The sequence below is a fragment of the Sphingosinicella sp. BN140058 genome (genome assembly GCF_004135585.1).
In the GTDB taxonomy this organism is placed as follows: domain Bacteria; phylum Pseudomonadota; class Alphaproteobacteria; order Sphingomonadales; family Sphingomonadaceae; genus Allosphingosinicella.
Genome location: NZ_CP035501.1, coordinates 3,581,529 through 3,595,333, shown reverse-complemented (window position 1 = coordinate 3,595,333; position 13,805 = coordinate 3,581,529). Strand labels below are relative to the sequence as shown.

Sequence of the window (13,805 nt, the reverse complement as noted above, 5' to 3'; positions counted from 1 at the left end):
CCTGATGGCCGAAGCAGCGATTTCGACGACAACAGCCGACCTGCCCGCAGTGCGCGCGATCGACGCCCGCGACATGGACGCCGATCGATTTCAGCGGGAGGTCGCTTCGCTGTATGAACCGACCCTGCTGCGCGGGCTGGTGGCGAACTGGCCGGCGGTCGTGGCCGGGCTTCAGCCCCCGCAGACGATCCAGGCCTATCTCGGCCGGTTCGACAGCGGCATGGAGACCAAGGCGTTCTTCGCCCCGGCCGAGATTGCCGGCCGCTTTTCCTATCGGCCGGCGATGGACGGGTTCAACTTCAACGTCGTCGACACCCGTCTGGCGTTCCTGCTCCAGACGCTGATCACCGTCGCCGAAAAGAACATGCGCCAGGCGATCTACATGGGATCGACCTCGGTGCCGCAATTGCTGCCCGGCTTCGATCGCGAGAACAGGATGCCGCCGCTGGAGGGCAAGGATGCCGAACCGCGCATCTGGATCGGCAACGACACCAACGTCTCCGCGCATTTCGACGAAGCCGACAATATTGCCTGCGTGGTGCGGGGGCGGCGGCGCTTCACCTTCTTTCCGCCGGAGCAGGTCTCGAACCTTTATGTCGGCCCGCTCGAGCGCACCGTCGCCGGCCGCCCGACCAGCCTGGTCGATCTCAACGCGCCGGATTTCGACGCCTATCCGCGCTTCCGCGATGCGCTCGCCGCAGCACGCGTTGCCGACATGGAGCCTGGCGACGGCCTGTTCATCCCCAGCCTGTGGTGGCACGCCGTGCAGGCGAGCGGGCCGCTCAACATCCTCGTCAACTACTGGTGGAACGATGCGCCCGCGGATGCCGGCTCACCCCTTCATGCGCTCGCCCACGGGCTGCTGACGATCAGCCACTTGCCGGCGGAGAAGCGGGAAGCCTGGCGGGCGCTGATCGAGCATTACGTCTTCCGCAGCAATGGCGATCCCGCCGCGCACATTCCGCCGGCGGCGCGAGGGCTACTCGGCGAGTCCAGCCCGGCGCAGCGGAGGATGCTCAAGGACTTTCTGCTTCAGGTGCTGCGGCAGCTCTGAGGCCGCCGCAGCCACTGGTGTCAGTCTCTGAGGCTGTCCGGCACGATCCCGCCATTCTCGGCGAGCTTCGCCATCACCGCCTTGTGAAGGGCGATATTCTGTTCGGCGCTGCCGTCGGCACCGGCGTGCACGCCCAATTCGCCGGCAAGCTCCTTGCGTGCCGAGAGGCTGGAATCGAGATCGAGCAGCTTCAGCAGATCGACGATCGAGCTGCGGTAGTTGCCGCCGCCATCCTTCATCGCCGCCATTTCTTCGAGCACCCGGCCGACGTCGACGGCCTGCGCGGGGGCGGCGGTGGCAGGCGCCGCAGCCGGGGTCGCCGGCGCCGGGGCACTCGCCTGCGGCGCTGGCTGCGCTTGCGGCGGGGACGGAGCCTGGGATGCGGGCGCCTGCCCCTCAGCCGCCGGCTTGTGGTGGAAGATCTTGTTCATGATGCTGCCGAAGATACTCATCGTCTCTGTCCTTCCGTGCAGACCTGCTGGCCTGGTTCCTGTCGCTCCTGAACGTCACGGGTGACGCTTGGCTCCGCGCCGGAACGGCTTCGGGGGCTGACACGTTCACCGCGCACATCGAACGGGAGAAGATCATGCGTCTTGCAACACTCGCCCTGGTGGCGGCGAGCGCCATTGCCGTCGCCGCCTGCGGCCAGAAGCAGGAAAGCGCGGACGGCACGAACACGAACGTGCCTGCGGAAACAAACACCGCCGGCCTCGATCCGGCGGTCAATACGGCCATGCCGGCGGCGAGCGGCGGCCAGACCTTCGCGAACACGGCCGCAGCGAGCGACGCGTTCGAGATCGCCACCTCGCAGCTTGCCGAAGCCAACGGCCAGTCGGCGGCCGTCAAGAAATTCGCAGAGCAGATGATCAAGGCGCACACCGAATCGACGGCGAAGCTCAAGACCGTCACGGCCGGGCTTGCCACGCCGATCACGCCAAGCCCGACGCTCAGTGCTCAGCAGCAAGGCGTGGTCGACGACCTCCGCTCAAAGACGGGCGCGAGCTTCGATCAGGCCTATATCGCCGCCCAGCAGGCCGCCCATCAGCAGACCCTCGACGCGCTGCGCACCTATGCCGGAACCGGCGATGTCGCCGAATTGCGGACCTTCGCTTCGGACCTCACGCCGACGGTGGCGGCGCACCTCAACATGGCCAAGGGCCTGAAGCCCTGATCCGGCGGTGGTCGGCGGCGCTTATCGGGAGCCGCCGCCGACGGCCGTGCCGCGCGCCTCGACCGCGTCCGCGGGGTGATCGCTGAACACGCCGTCGACACCGAGACGCAGGAATTGACGGAGCTCGCCGACGGCATCGCCGCGCTCCTGCGGAGCAGCGCCGCGGCGCGCTTCCAACGGCAGGAAGTAATTCTCGCTTCGGAACGTCTAGGGGTGGACGAGCAATCCGGCCTTGTGAGCATCGCGCACCAGGCTCGTCGCGGCGAGACTCCTTCCTGCGGGGTCCCGCGGGACGATCAGCGCCTTGGCTGGACCGATTCCGGCAGCATAGCGGCGGATCGCGGCGAGGCCTGCCGGGGTCACCATCGCGGCGTAGCTTTCCTCCGCCGGACGATCGGCCGGATGGCCGCTTGCGTCGACAAGCTGGATCAGCGGCAGGTCGGTCAGCCGGTGAAGCCGTTGCAGATTGCCGACCTCGAACGATTCGATGAAGATCCGGGCGCCCTTTCCGGACAGCCCGTTGCGTTCGAGCAGCCCGACCAGCGCTTCGTCCATCGCGAGCCCTAGGCTGCGGTGATAGCTTGGATGTTTCGTTTCGATGTACAGGCCGATCATGCCGCGGCGTGCTTTCTCTTCCGCACGCACGAGATCGATGACCTCCTGGAGCGTCGGGATCGCCTCGTCGCCGTCGTGGCGGCGGCTTTCAGCCGCAAGTCGGGCAGGCGCTCGCGCGCGCGCAACGTCTTGAGCTCGGCCAGGGTGAAGTCCTCCGCGAACCAGCCGCTGACCGAGGCTCCGTCGATGGTCTTCGTGGTGCGGCGCGCCGCGAACTCCGGATGGTCGGCGACATCGGTGGTGCCGCCGATCTCATTCTCGTGCCGGGCGACGAGCACGCCGTCGCGGGTCATCACCGCATCGGCCTCGATGAAATCGGCGCCCTGCGCGATTGCAAGCCGATAGGCCGCGATCGTGTGCTCGGGACGAAGGCCGCTGGCGCCGCGATGGGCGATCACGATCGGCTGGGCATATGCATCGCCCGGCATGGCAGACATCATGGCGGCGGCGGCGAGAAGCGCTGAGCGGAAAAGCATGCCCCCTGCTCTAGTCCGCGGGCGTGACAATTTTGCTGCGACACAGCAGCTTTATGAGACTGCCACATAGGCTTCACATCCCCGCAACGGCCCTGCCACGGAGCGGCCCTAGGCATCCCCCGAACGCGCAGACTCGCGCACCTTTGGGAAACGACATGAAGCTTTTCCGCACCTCGATCCTGCTCACCGGCACCGCCACGATGCTGCTGGCGGCGCCCGCGTTCGCGCAGGAAGCGGCCATCGTCGACGCGGAAACCGCGGCCGGTGGCGGCGAGGAGGAGATCGTGATCATCGGTACGGGTCAAACCCGGCAGGTGCAGGAACTCGACGCCGCCGACATTGCGCTCGAAGTGCCCGGCATCAGCCCGTTGAAGGCGATCGACAAATTGCCGGGCGTCAACTTCCAGTCGTCGGACCCGTTCGGCAGCTACGAATGGTCGAGCCGAATCTCGATCCGCGGCTTCAACCAGGCCCAGCTCGGCTTCACGCTCGACGGCATTCCGTTGGGCGACATGAGCTACGGCAACCACAATGGCCTGCACATCAGCCGGGCGATCGCCAGCGAGAATGTCGGGCGCGTCGAAGTGGCGCAGGGTGCCGGCTCGCTTGCCGCAGCCTCCTCGAGCAATCTCGGCGGAACGATCGAATTCTTCACCCGCGCGCCGAAGGACGAGTTCGGGATCGAGGCCAGCGGCACCTATGGCAGCGAAGACAATGTGCGCGCATTCGTGCGCATGGACAGCGGTCAGCTCGTCGAGGGCGGCTCGGCTTTGTCGCTCAGCTATGCCTTCCAGGATGCGGACAAGTGGAAGGGCGACGGGATCCAGCGCCAGCACCAGGTCAATGCCCGCATCGAGCAGAAGCTGCCCGACGGTCGCTTGTTCGGCTTCGTCAACTTCTCCGATCGGCGCGAGAACGACTATCAGGATCTCTCCAAGGAGATGATCGACCGGCTCGGCTACGATTGGGACAATTTCGCCAAGGATTGGGACCTGGCCGTCCGGGTCGCGCACATCGCCAACAATCGCGGCGACACCGGTGCCCCGGTCAGCAACCCCGCCGCAGGAACGGTCTATCCGGCGCCGATCAAGACCGCGGATGACGCCTATTATGACGCCGCCGGCCTCCGCAAGGATTGGCTGGGCGCGGTCGGCTTCGACACCGGCCTCAGCGATGCCTGGAGCATCGCCGGCACCGCTTATTACCACCGCAACCGCGGCCGCGGCATCTGGTACACGCCCTACGTTCCCACCCCCGGGGGCGCGCCGATCAGCATCCGTACCACCGAATATGAAGTCGATCGCTACGGCTTCATCGGCTCGACCGCGCTCGAGCTCGGCGCCAATCGAATCGAGGCGGGGGTCTGGTACGAGGATAACGACTTCAACCAGGCGCGGCGCTTCTACGGCCTTGCCAATACCAGCGGCGCCCCGAGCCGCAGCAGCATCGACTGGCCGAAGAATCCGTTCGCCACCCAGTGGGAACTCGATTTCAACACCAAGACGTTCCAATATCATGTTCAGGACACGCTCACCGCGGGCCGGCTGACGGTCAATGCCGGCTGGAAGGGCCTGCGCGTCCGCAACCGGGCCGAGCCCGTCGTGCAGGGCAGTCTTGCCGTCGGCGAGATCACCGCTCGCGACTGGTTCCTGCCCCAGGTCGGCGCCCTGTTCGAGATCACGCCCGATCAGGAGATCTTCGGCACCTTCTCGCAGAACATGCGCGCTTACGCCTCGTCGGCGACAGAAGGGCCGTTCGCGACCACCCAGGCCGGCTTCGACGCCCTCGATCTCAAGCCGGAAAAATCCTCCACCTACGAGCTCGGCATTCGCACCAAAAGCCGCCGGTTCCAGGGCGTGCTCGCCGCCTATTACGTCGATTTCCGCAACCGCCTGGTCGCCTTTTCCAGCGGATCCGGAATCCAGGGCAATCCGGCCATTCTCCAGAATGTCGGCAGCGTCCGCTCCTACGGCATCGAGGCGGCCGGAACCTACCGGCTCACCCCCCAACTGTCGGTGTTCGCGTCCTACGCCTTCAACCAGTCGGAATATCAGGACGACGTGCTGAATGCAGCCGGCGCGGTGGTCGCCGCCACCGACGGCAAGATCGTGGTGAACTCGCCCAAGCATCTCGCCAAAGCGGAGATCACCTACGACAGCAACGGCGCCTTCGCGCGGCTGGGCGCGAACTACACCTCCAAGCGTTACTACTCCTACGAGAACGACGCGTCGGTCGGCGGCTTCGTCGTGCTCGATGCGAGCCTCGGCTATCGTTTCACTTCGGGAACGCTGGACGGCGTCACCCTCCAGGCGAATGCGGTGAACCTGCTCGACAAGAAATACGTCTCGACGATCGGCACCAACGGCTTCGCCAATCGCGGCGACAGCCAGACTTTGCTGGCCGGCACGCCGCGCCAGCTGTTCGTCACGCTGAAAACGCAATTCTGAGCGGCGGGATGCGGCGGTTCTTTGCGAACCGCCGCATCTTCCCGGTTCGACACAAAGCGGAAAAGCTCCGGACATGATCGGGCTGCACAAGCGCCCCCTCGATTCAGCTTCGGAGACAGACATGATCGATCACGACGGACCGGCCCGCCGCTATGAAGTGCGCGGCGCGGATGTTCTGGGCGACCTCCACAGCTTCCGGACCGACGACCGCCAGCGCGCGCTTGAGGTTGCAGAGTTGCTCCGCGAGGAAATCGGCACGGTCACGTTCATCGATCATGCGGCCGAGGGCAGGCCGGACCGCGCGCGGTTGCGCGTGGCCTGATCGCCGGGCTCAGTCGAGCACCATTTCGGTCACGTAGAAGCGCGGGATGTCCTTGTCCGTGGCGTTCTGAACCCAGAATCCCTCGATGGTCTTGTCCCCCGCACCGAGCGCGGTCAGCGGCACCTCCATCTTCGCCCAGCCGCTCGCCGGCAAGGTCACCAATTTGCCCTCGGCGTTGACCGGCTTGCCATCGGCGATGGCGAGGATGCGCAGCTTCTGCCCGCCGGGCGCGGCGCCTTGGACCAGCAACGAGAGCCGGCGGAGCCCGGCCGTGCTGAACGGCGCGTGGTGCAGATACAGCGCCTGCCACGCGCCCGCATCGACTCCGATCGGCGTGCGCGTCGAGCCGTTGACGGCGAGGCTGAGCTCGGTCTTCGCCCAGCTCCAATTCTGCCAACCCTCGCCCAGGGCCTTGTCGTAGACGACCATCGGCGCCGCGTCTGCCGCTGCAGCCGGCGTCGCGGGAATCGCCACGGTACCAAGTGCGATCAGCACGGCACCGAAGCAGCGCATGTTTACTCTCATATCAGCTCCCCCTCCTGCTTTCTTCTTGGGCGCATCTCACACTGGAATCGCGCTGAAAGCAAAGCGGAAAATCGGGCGCCGCGACATGAAAAGGGGCGGCCCCGCGGCCAGGGCGATCGCATTTGAGTTTGTGGGGTCTTGCCTCGAAGATCGCCAATCCTCCCTGTCGCCGTAGGCGATGGGGAGGGATGATCCGGTATGAACTGCCCCGCAGTTCATAGCCATGCCAGCGGCATGGCGGTCGGATCATCACGAAGTGCGGTGGAGGGGCGCTCCGGCGCCGGAGCGCCCCTCCACCAGCTTTCAGCTGGTCCCCCCTCCCCATCCGCTTCGCGGACAGGGAGGATGAGAAGGTCAAATGCAATCGCCCTAGCGCCGCGGCACCGCCCCTTTACGCCTTCGTCGCGGTCGATCAGCCTTGCGGCGTGGTCGCGCTGTGCACGGCGGCGTCGAATTCCGCCTTGCTGATCTGCAGCAACAGGCCCTTCTTGTCCTTGCCGAACGCTTCGGTCGGCACCTTGACCTTGCCTGCGGCAGAAGCGACGACGACACCATCGGCCTCGACGCCTTCGATCATGCCGATCTCGGCGCCGCTCTTGTCACGCACCTGACTGCCGACGACCAGATCCCCAGCGCTCGCCGGCACCGCCTTGATCCGGCGCCCGGGCTTGCTGTCCTTCGCGCCGAGCTGCCGATTGTAATCGGCCTGCGACTCCCGATTGCCAGCGACCACCGCCTTGGAATCGGCAGCACCGGGCAGAGGCGCTGCGCCGCCCGCCCCTTGCGCCAGAACAGCATCCGCGGCGCACAGGGCGAGCACCCCAGCGATCGCGCCCTTCAAACGAATGTTCATCAGTCCGCCTCCCACAATCTCGTACGATTTCAGCCTGCAATGCCCGCTTTGAATGCGGCGCGCAACGCTGCGACAAAGGCTGTGCACTGCCCTGAAATGCGCTAGCACCTTCGCAACGCGGCGCCACGGGAGCGCGATGGCATGGGGGCAATGAGCGCAGCATGAATGCACGGCAGCCGATCCGGGACGTGGTGATCGTGGGAGGCGGCACCGCCGGCTGGATGACCGCGGCGGCGGCGGCACGCTTTCTCGCCGGCGGCGGCAAGCGCCGCATCCGTTTGATCGAATCCGAGGAGATCGGGACGGTCGGCGTCGGCGAAGGCACGATCCCGCCGATGATCGAGTTCAACCAGCTGCTCGGCATCCCCGAGGCCGATTTCCTCGCCGCGACCAAGGCCACCTACAAGCTCGGCATCGATTTCGTCGGCTGGGGGGCTGAGGGCGAGCGCTATTTTCATCCGTTCGGCAAGCTCGGCCTCAACCTCGATGGGATCGATTTCCATCAGGTCTGGCTCAAATATCGCGATCATCCCGCGATCGGCCCGATTTCCGATTATTCGATCGCAGCACTCGCCGCGCGCGATCATCGCTTCGCCCACCCGGACAAAAGCGGGCGCTCGCCGCTCGCCAATCTCGGCTACGCTTATCATCTCGATGCCGGCCTCTATGCGGCGATGCTGCGCCGATATGCGGAGCGCGGCGGCGTCGAACGGATCGAAGGGAGGATCACGACCGTCGATCGCGATCCGGAAACCGGCAATGTCGCCGCCGTCGTCCTGGAGAGCGGGCTACGCATCGAGGGCGAATTGTTCATCGACTGCTCGGGGTTTCGAAGCCTTCTGCTCGGCCAGACGCTGGGCGTCGAGTTCGAGGACTGGAGCCATTGGCTTCCTTGCGACCGGGCGATTGCGGTGCCGAGCGCCCGATCCGAACCGATCACGCCCTTTACCCGCGCCATAGCCCACAAGGCGGGTTGGCAATGGCGAATCCCTCTCCAGCACCGCACCGGTAACGGTCACGTCTATGCGAGCGCCCATATCGACGATGGCGAAGCCGAGGAGATACTCGTCGCCAATCTCGACACCCAGCCGATCGGCGCGTTCAACCGCCTGCGCTTCAAAGCCGGGCGGCGGGTGAAATCGTGGGAGGGCAACGTCGTCGCAATCGGCCTGTCGTCCGGCTTTCTGGAGCCGCTGGAATCGACCAGCATCTACCTCATCCAGTACGGCATCCAGCGGCTGTTCGGCCTGTTCCCCGACAGTCGCTTCTCGGCCAGCGAGCGCACCGAGTATAACCGATTCATGGCCGACGCGTACGAGCTCGTCCGCGATTTCATCATCCTCCATTATCAGGCCACACGGCGCCCGGAACCCTTCTGGCAGGAGGTCCGCTCCGTCGAAATGCCCGCGAGCCTTCGGCGCAAGATCGATCTGTTCGCCGACAAGGGCCGCATCTTCCGCTACAGCGACGAATTGTTCGAGCTGCCGAGCTGGGTCGCGGTGATGCTCGGTCAGGGCATCGTGCCCGCCGGCCACGACCCGTTGGCCGACTCCCTGCCGGACGACCAGGTCATTCCCGCCATTGCCGAATTGCGGCGAGGTTATGCGCGGATCGCCCAGGGTCTGCCCCGCCATGCGGACTTCATCAGCCAGGCGCTCGCTGCGGCCAAAACCGGCTGATCAATTCGCGCGCGCGACAATCCGGTCGAGGAACGCGCGGTGAGACGGCAGACCGTCGACCCTCTCCCGGATCGCCGCCCGAATTTGCGCCAGAGCCAGACGGAGATCGTCGTCCGGCATCGCATCGGCGAGCGGGTGATAGCCCTGCGGCGTCAGGCCCTGGCCGTACAGCACCGCGAACCAGTTCGTTTCGGCGAAGACGTCGTGCGCTTCGACGAGCACCTGGCCGCGAGTGCGGAACAGGTCGAACTTGTCCTGAAGGCTCGCGGGTATCTCCATCGCGCGGCAATAGCGCCAGAAGTCTGTGTCGTCGCGTTCGGTCAGCCTGTAGTGCGCGATCAGGAAATCGCGGACGGCCTCGTAGAGCGAGTCCATCTCCGCATTGAAGCGCCGCAGGATCGCAGGATGGAAGTCGCGGTCCGGGAACATGTCGAGCAGCTTGGTGATTGCGACCTGGATGAAGTGGATGCTGGTCGATTCCAGCGGTTCCAGGAAGCCGCTCGACAGACCGATCGCAAGGCAGTTGCCGACGAAGGAAGAGGTCCGTCGCCCAGCCTTGAAGCGGAGAAGCCTCGGATCGGCCTGCGCTGCTCCATCGAGACGCGACAGCAGCAGCGACGTCGCCTCGTCCTCGCCGAGGAAGGCATCGGAGAAGACATAGCCGTTGCCGGTGCGATGCTGCAGCGGAATGCGCCACTGCCAGCCGGCCTCGCGCGCCGTTGCCCGGGTGATCGGCGCGGGATCGCCGGCCGATGCGCACGGCACCGCCACCGCGCGATTGGCAGGCAGCCAGCGGCTCCAGTCGTCATAGGCCACGCCGAGCGTCTCTCCAAGCAACAGGCTTCTAAAGCCGGAACAGTCGATGAAGAAGTCGGCGGCGACGCGCCGTCCGTCGGCGAGCGCCACGTCCGCGATGAAGCCGTTCTCGGGATCGCGGCGAACATCGACGACCCGTCCTTCACAGCGCACCACACCTCTCGCTTCCGCAAAGCGGCGCAGAAAGGCGGCATAGCGCGCCGCATCGAACTGGAAGGCATAATTGATGTTGGGCAGCGCCCCTCCGGTCGGCGGCGTTCGCCCGAAACGGCCGAGCCGCGCCGCCTCGCCCTCGGCGCTGAACAAGATGTTGTCCGGATTGCCCCCCTCTTTCACCCAGCGCAGCCAATAGTGGCTGAAGGAGACGCCGGTCTTGAGATCGGCTCCGGCGAGCCCGAACGGATGCAGATAGTGATGACCGTGACGGCGCCAGTCGACGAATTCGATGCCAAGCTTGAAGGTCGCCTGAGTCTCGCGAACGAACGCATCCTCGTCGATGCCGATCAGCTTGTTGAACGCCTGGATCGGGGGAATTGTGGCTTCGCCGACGCCGACGGTGCCGATATCCTCCGATTCCACCAGGGTGATCGAGAGCGAGTGGGTTCCCGCCGATCTTGCAAGCGCAGCCGCAGCCATCCAGCCGGCGGTGCCGCCGCCGACGACCACAATGCTGCGGATCCTTCGATCGTCCGTCATCGGGCTACCCGCGGGACGAAAGGGTCGCCGCGACATAGGCCGCTGCACTCGGCATCGCGCGAACCTGCGCGGCGATATCGCGGAGCCGCTGCTGGATGCGCTGGAGGTGCTGCTCCTGCGGGACGAGATCGACGCGCGGGTCCCAGCCGGCGGGAACGACTCCATGGCCCACGAGCATCCCGCTCCAGCTCTGCTCCTGAAACGTCTCGTCCTCGCGCAGCGCCACCAGCCCACGACTGGCGAACAGGCGGATCCTCTCGTCGAGGGCGCCGGGCCCTGGAGCGACGCGGACGTGGTCCCAGAACGGCTCCCCGTCGCGCCGATTGAGCTTGAAATGCGCCGCCTGGAAGTCGCGGAGGTTGGCGACGTGCGAGGCCACCACACGGTTGTAGACGAGCGCTTCGGGCATCCTTTCGGCATTCGCCGGAAACAAAGCGACCAGGTGTGAAACCCCGATATGGATCAGGTGCAGCGAGATCGCATCGAGTGGTTCGAGGCTCGCCGCCGCATCGCCGATCGCGACGCAATTGCCGCGCCACGGCCGATCACGCATTCCAGGCTGCAGAGACGTCACGAACGCGTCGCCGTCGATGGCGATGCCGGCCAGGATCGGCAGGCGCTCGACCATCTCCGCATCCTCCATCGCTCCGCTAGCGTAGCAGGCAATGACGGCGGTGCGATCCTGCAATGGATAGAGGCCGATCCAACCAGCCTTGAACGCCGAAATCTCGCTGAACGCCGGCAATTCCGGCAGACGTGGCCCCGACGCCGCGAGCAGCCGATCGCAGGGAAGCCATTGCGACCAGGACGAGAATTCACCCTCCTCCGGCGGGCCGATCAGCGCGCCTTGGACACCTGACGCATCGACATAGAGATCGGCCTGAAGCTGCTCTCCGCCGCGAAGCGTTACGGCATCGATCCGCTCGCCATCCCGCCTGATCTGCGCCACCGGCTCCGAGCGGACGTCGACGCCGCTCGCGAGCGCGCGCCGCCGAAGCAGTTCGACATAACGGAGTGCATCGACATTGTAGCCGGGCGCGGCGCTCAGGCCGCCCTCGCCCGCGCCCGCCGACGGGATGCGGCCCTGCTTGGCAGCGGCGGCCGCAAGACTGAAATCCTCCAGTTCGACCCGGAGCCCTTCGCTGCGTGCCTTCAGCCAATATTGCAGGAATCCGACCTCGGCGCCCGTCGGAACCGGCGTATCATAACCGAGCACGAAGCCGCCGCGCGCCCGCGCCCAGTTCGAAAAACGCTGCCCGATCACGGGCGCCGCAGCGCAGGCCGACAGCAGCTCGGCTTCCCCGATCCCGAGCAATCGGTTGAGTGCGAGGAAGGCGGGAAGGGTCGGATAGGCGTCGACGGACCTGAGCACGGAGGGCAGCTCGAGCAATTGCACGCGAACCCCGGCGGGGCCGAGCGAGCGCTGAACGGCAAGCGCCGCAATCCATGCTGCCGCATCGCGCCCGACGACGAGCACGCGCTCGATCCGGCGAGTCACGAGCGGACCGTCCCGGCACCCGCCTGGAGACCGTCGGCCGACGCGTAGCGCGCCACGAAATCTGCATGGTCCGGCATCTGCTCGACACGCGTGCGCACCTGATCGCGCAAAACGCCAAGTTGCTCGATCAGGCGATCGCGGGGCAACACGTCGGCCATCGGATGATGGCCGGTGGGCCTGACGTCCTGCCCCGCATAGAGCGAGACCCAGCTCGGCAGTGTGAACAGGCCGTCGCGATATTGCTCGATGAAGCCGGAATGACGGTACAAGGCGAGCCTGCGTTCAAGACTCTCCGGCACCTCCATCGCCCGGCAATAGCGCCAGAGCTCGGAATCCTCGCGGGTGTTGGCGTGATAGTGAAGGATCAGGAAATCGCGGATGCGCTCATATTCGATGTCGGTGCGCCGGTTGAATTCGTCCGCCAGCACTGGATCGCGCGGGCCGCGCGGCAGCAACGGCAGCAAATTCACGATCGCGACCTGCACGAGATAGATGCTCGTCGATTCGAGCGGCTCCAGAAAGCCGCTGGCGAGGCCGAGCGCGACGCAATTGCGGGTCCACGATTTGAGCCGACGCCCCGCCTTGAAGCGCAGCATGCGCGGTTCCCCGAGAGCCTTCGCATCCAGGTTGCGCATCAGCGTATCGGCCGCTTCGTCCTCGCTGATGAAAGCGGAGGAGAAAACGTGGCCATTGCCGGTACGATGTTGCAGCGGGATCCGCCATTGCCAGCCTGCGGCGCGGGCAGTCGAGCGCGTATAGGGGGTGAAATCGGTCGCACGTTCAGAGGGAACGGCGAAGGCGCGGTCGCACGGCAGCCATTTGCTCCAATCGTCCCATTGGCTGCCCAGCGCCTCGCCGAGGAGCAGCGAGCGGAAACCGGAGCAATCGATGAAGAAATCGCCCGTGATCGTTTCGCCCGATTGCAGGCGCAGCGCGGCGATGTCTCCGCTTTCCGGATCGAGGACGACGTCCTGGATCTTGCCCTCGGTTCTGCGCACGCCGCTCGCTTCCGAAAGACGTCTCAGCAGGCGCGCGTAAAGCGATGCGTCGAAATGGTAGGCGTAACTGTAGGTGTGCTCGATCTTGTCCGGATCCGCGCTCGGGAAATCGAAGCGATTGAGACGGCTCGCGACGATCGCGTAGGAGAAATCGCCGATGTCGAACTCGGCACCGGACTGGGCGGCGCGCAGCCAATGCTGGTGGAAGGGCAAGCCGGCAAGCGGCCGTCCGTGGTCGCCGAACGGATGGACGTAGCGCCTGCCCATGGCGCCCCAGTCGACGAATTCGATGCCGAGCTTGAAGGTGCCGTTCGTCGCCCGCATCATCTCTGCCTCGTCGAGGCCGATGCTGTCGTTGAACGACTTCATGTGCGGCAAAGTCGCCTCGCCGACGCCAACGGTGCCGATCTCGTCCGATTCGATCAGCTGGACGCTGCAGATGCGCGGACCGAGGATACGGGACAGAGCCGCCGCCGCCATCCACCCGGCCGTTCCGCCGCCGACGATCACAATCTTCAAAGGCTCATTCACGACCAACCTCAACGCAGCGATACCTCCAACGTCCGCGAGCCGAACGTTCTTGGCAAGTCGGCCAAAACCCAGGGCCGCCGCAAACGAAAAGGGAGACGTCGCCTTTCGGGCAACGCCTCCCTCT

The 13,805-nt window shown here is 65.8% G+C and carries 11 protein-coding genes and 1 pseudogene; 5 read left to right on the top strand and 7 right to left on the bottom strand.

From position 1 onward, the window contains the following. Positions 1-4: 4 nt before the first annotated feature. The gene (locus ETR14_RS16080) at positions 5-1,054 is read left to right on the top strand and encodes a cupin-like domain-containing protein (protein WP_129386190.1); all 1,050 of its coding nucleotides are present in this window, start codon (positions 5-7) and stop codon (positions 1,052-1,054) included. A gap of 20 nt (positions 1,055-1,074) precedes the next feature. Here the strand turns inward: ETR14_RS16080 and ETR14_RS16075 are convergent, their stop codons facing one another. Next, positions 1,075-1,506 carry a DUF3597 domain-containing protein gene (locus ETR14_RS16075; RefSeq protein ID WP_129386188.1) on the bottom strand — a complete coding sequence of 144 codons (432 nt, stop codon included), beginning with the start codon at positions 1,504-1,506 and terminating at the stop codon, positions 1,075-1,077. 134 nt (positions 1,507-1,640) lie between these two features. Between ETR14_RS16075 and ETR14_RS16070 the strand changes: the two genes are divergently transcribed. After that, on the top strand, positions 1,641-2,225 hold the full coding sequence (locus tag ETR14_RS16070) for a DUF4142 domain-containing protein (RefSeq protein WP_129386186.1): 585 nt from the start codon (positions 1,641-1,643) through the stop codon (positions 2,223-2,225). A 21-nt stretch (positions 2,226-2,246) separates the two neighbouring features. Here the strand turns inward: ETR14_RS16070 and ETR14_RS16065 are convergent. Beyond that, a pseudogene (locus ETR14_RS16065) lies at positions 2,247-3,316 on the bottom strand (glycerophosphodiester phosphodiesterase). 155 nt (positions 3,317-3,471) lie between these two features. Between ETR14_RS16065 and ETR14_RS16060 the strand changes: the two are divergent. Together ETR14_RS16060 and ETR14_RS16055 are read left to right on the top strand one after the other, a co-directional pair. Further along, complete coding sequence (locus ETR14_RS16060) at positions 3,472-5,763, top strand: TonB-dependent receptor (protein ID WP_129386184.1); 2,292 nt, start codon at positions 3,472-3,474, stop codon at positions 5,761-5,763. Positions 5,764-5,884: 121 nt separating this feature from the next. Beyond that, entirely contained in the window at positions 5,885-6,085 is a 201-nt protein-coding gene (locus ETR14_RS16055; protein WP_129386183.1) for a hypothetical protein, read from the top strand. 9 nt (positions 6,086-6,094) lie between these two features. Here ETR14_RS16055 and ETR14_RS16050 read toward each other — a convergent pair whose 3' ends face one another. Together ETR14_RS16050 and ETR14_RS16045 are read right to left on the bottom strand one after the other, a co-directional pair. Continuing rightward, the gene (locus ETR14_RS16050) at positions 6,095-6,610 is read right to left on the bottom strand and encodes a hypothetical protein (protein WP_129386181.1); all 516 of its coding nucleotides are present in this window, start codon (positions 6,608-6,610) and stop codon (positions 6,095-6,097) included. A 412-nt stretch (positions 6,611-7,022) separates the two neighbouring features. Continuing rightward, complete coding sequence (locus tag ETR14_RS16045) at positions 7,023-7,463, bottom strand: hypothetical protein (protein WP_129386179.1); 441 nt, start codon at positions 7,461-7,463, stop codon at positions 7,023-7,025. Between the two features lie 161 nt (positions 7,464-7,624). Between ETR14_RS16045 and ETR14_RS16040 the strand changes: the two genes are divergently transcribed. After that, positions 7,625-9,142: a tryptophan halogenase family protein gene (locus tag ETR14_RS16040; RefSeq protein ID WP_129386178.1), complete on the top strand. Its 1,518-nt coding sequence runs from the start codon at positions 7,625-7,627 to the stop codon at positions 9,140-9,142. Here ETR14_RS16040 and ETR14_RS16035 read toward each other — a convergent pair whose 3' ends face one another. Genes ETR14_RS16035 through ETR14_RS16025 form a run of 3 tightly spaced genes read right to left on the bottom strand, consistent with a single transcriptional unit; the run spans position 9,143 to position 13,660 of the window. Further along, positions 9,143-10,654 carry a tryptophan halogenase family protein gene (locus ETR14_RS16035; RefSeq protein WP_129386176.1) on the bottom strand — a complete coding sequence of 504 codons (1,512 nt, stop codon included), beginning with the start codon at positions 10,652-10,654 and terminating at the stop codon, positions 9,143-9,145. Between the two features lie 4 nt (positions 10,655-10,658). Next, complete coding sequence (locus ETR14_RS16030) at positions 10,659-12,152, bottom strand: FAD-dependent oxidoreductase (RefSeq protein ID WP_129386174.1); 1,494 nt, start codon at positions 12,150-12,152, stop codon at positions 10,659-10,661. Beyond that, on the bottom strand, positions 12,149-13,660 hold the full coding sequence (locus ETR14_RS16025; protein ID WP_371416819.1) for a tryptophan halogenase family protein: 1,512 nt from the start codon (positions 13,658-13,660) through the stop codon (positions 12,149-12,151). Before ETR14_RS16025 ends, ETR14_RS16030 begins: the two co-directional genes overlap by 4 nt. Positions 13,661-13,805: the final 145 nt, after the last annotated feature.

Coding starts and splice junctions, on each gene's coding strand:
- ETR14_RS16035 (WP_129386176.1), bottom strand. CDS start 10,654: ATGACGGACGATCGAAGGATCCGCAGCATTGTGGTCGTCGGCGGCGGC.
- ETR14_RS16060 (WP_129386184.1), top strand. CDS start 3,472: ATGAAGCTTTTCCGCACCTCGATCCTGCTCACCGGCACCGCCACGATG.
- ETR14_RS16050 (WP_129386181.1), bottom strand. CDS start 6,610: ATGAGAGTAAACATGCGCTGCTTCGGTGCCGTGCTGATCGCACTTGGT.
- ETR14_RS16080 (WP_129386190.1), top strand. CDS start 5: ATGGCCGAAGCAGCGATTTCGACGACAACAGCCGACCTGCCCGCAGTG.
- ETR14_RS16070 (WP_129386186.1), top strand. CDS start 1,641: ATGCGTCTTGCAACACTCGCCCTGGTGGCGGCGAGCGCCATTGCCGTC.
- ETR14_RS16075 (WP_129386188.1), bottom strand. CDS start 1,506: ATGAGTATCTTCGGCAGCATCATGAACAAGATCTTCCACCACAAGCCG.
- ETR14_RS16040 (WP_129386178.1), top strand. CDS start 7,625: ATGAATGCACGGCAGCCGATCCGGGACGTGGTGATCGTGGGAGGCGGC.
- ETR14_RS16045 (WP_129386179.1), bottom strand. CDS start 7,463: ATGAACATTCGTTTGAAGGGCGCGATCGCTGGGGTGCTCGCCCTGTGC.
- ETR14_RS16055 (WP_129386183.1), top strand. CDS start 5,885: ATGATCGATCACGACGGACCGGCCCGCCGCTATGAAGTGCGCGGCGCG.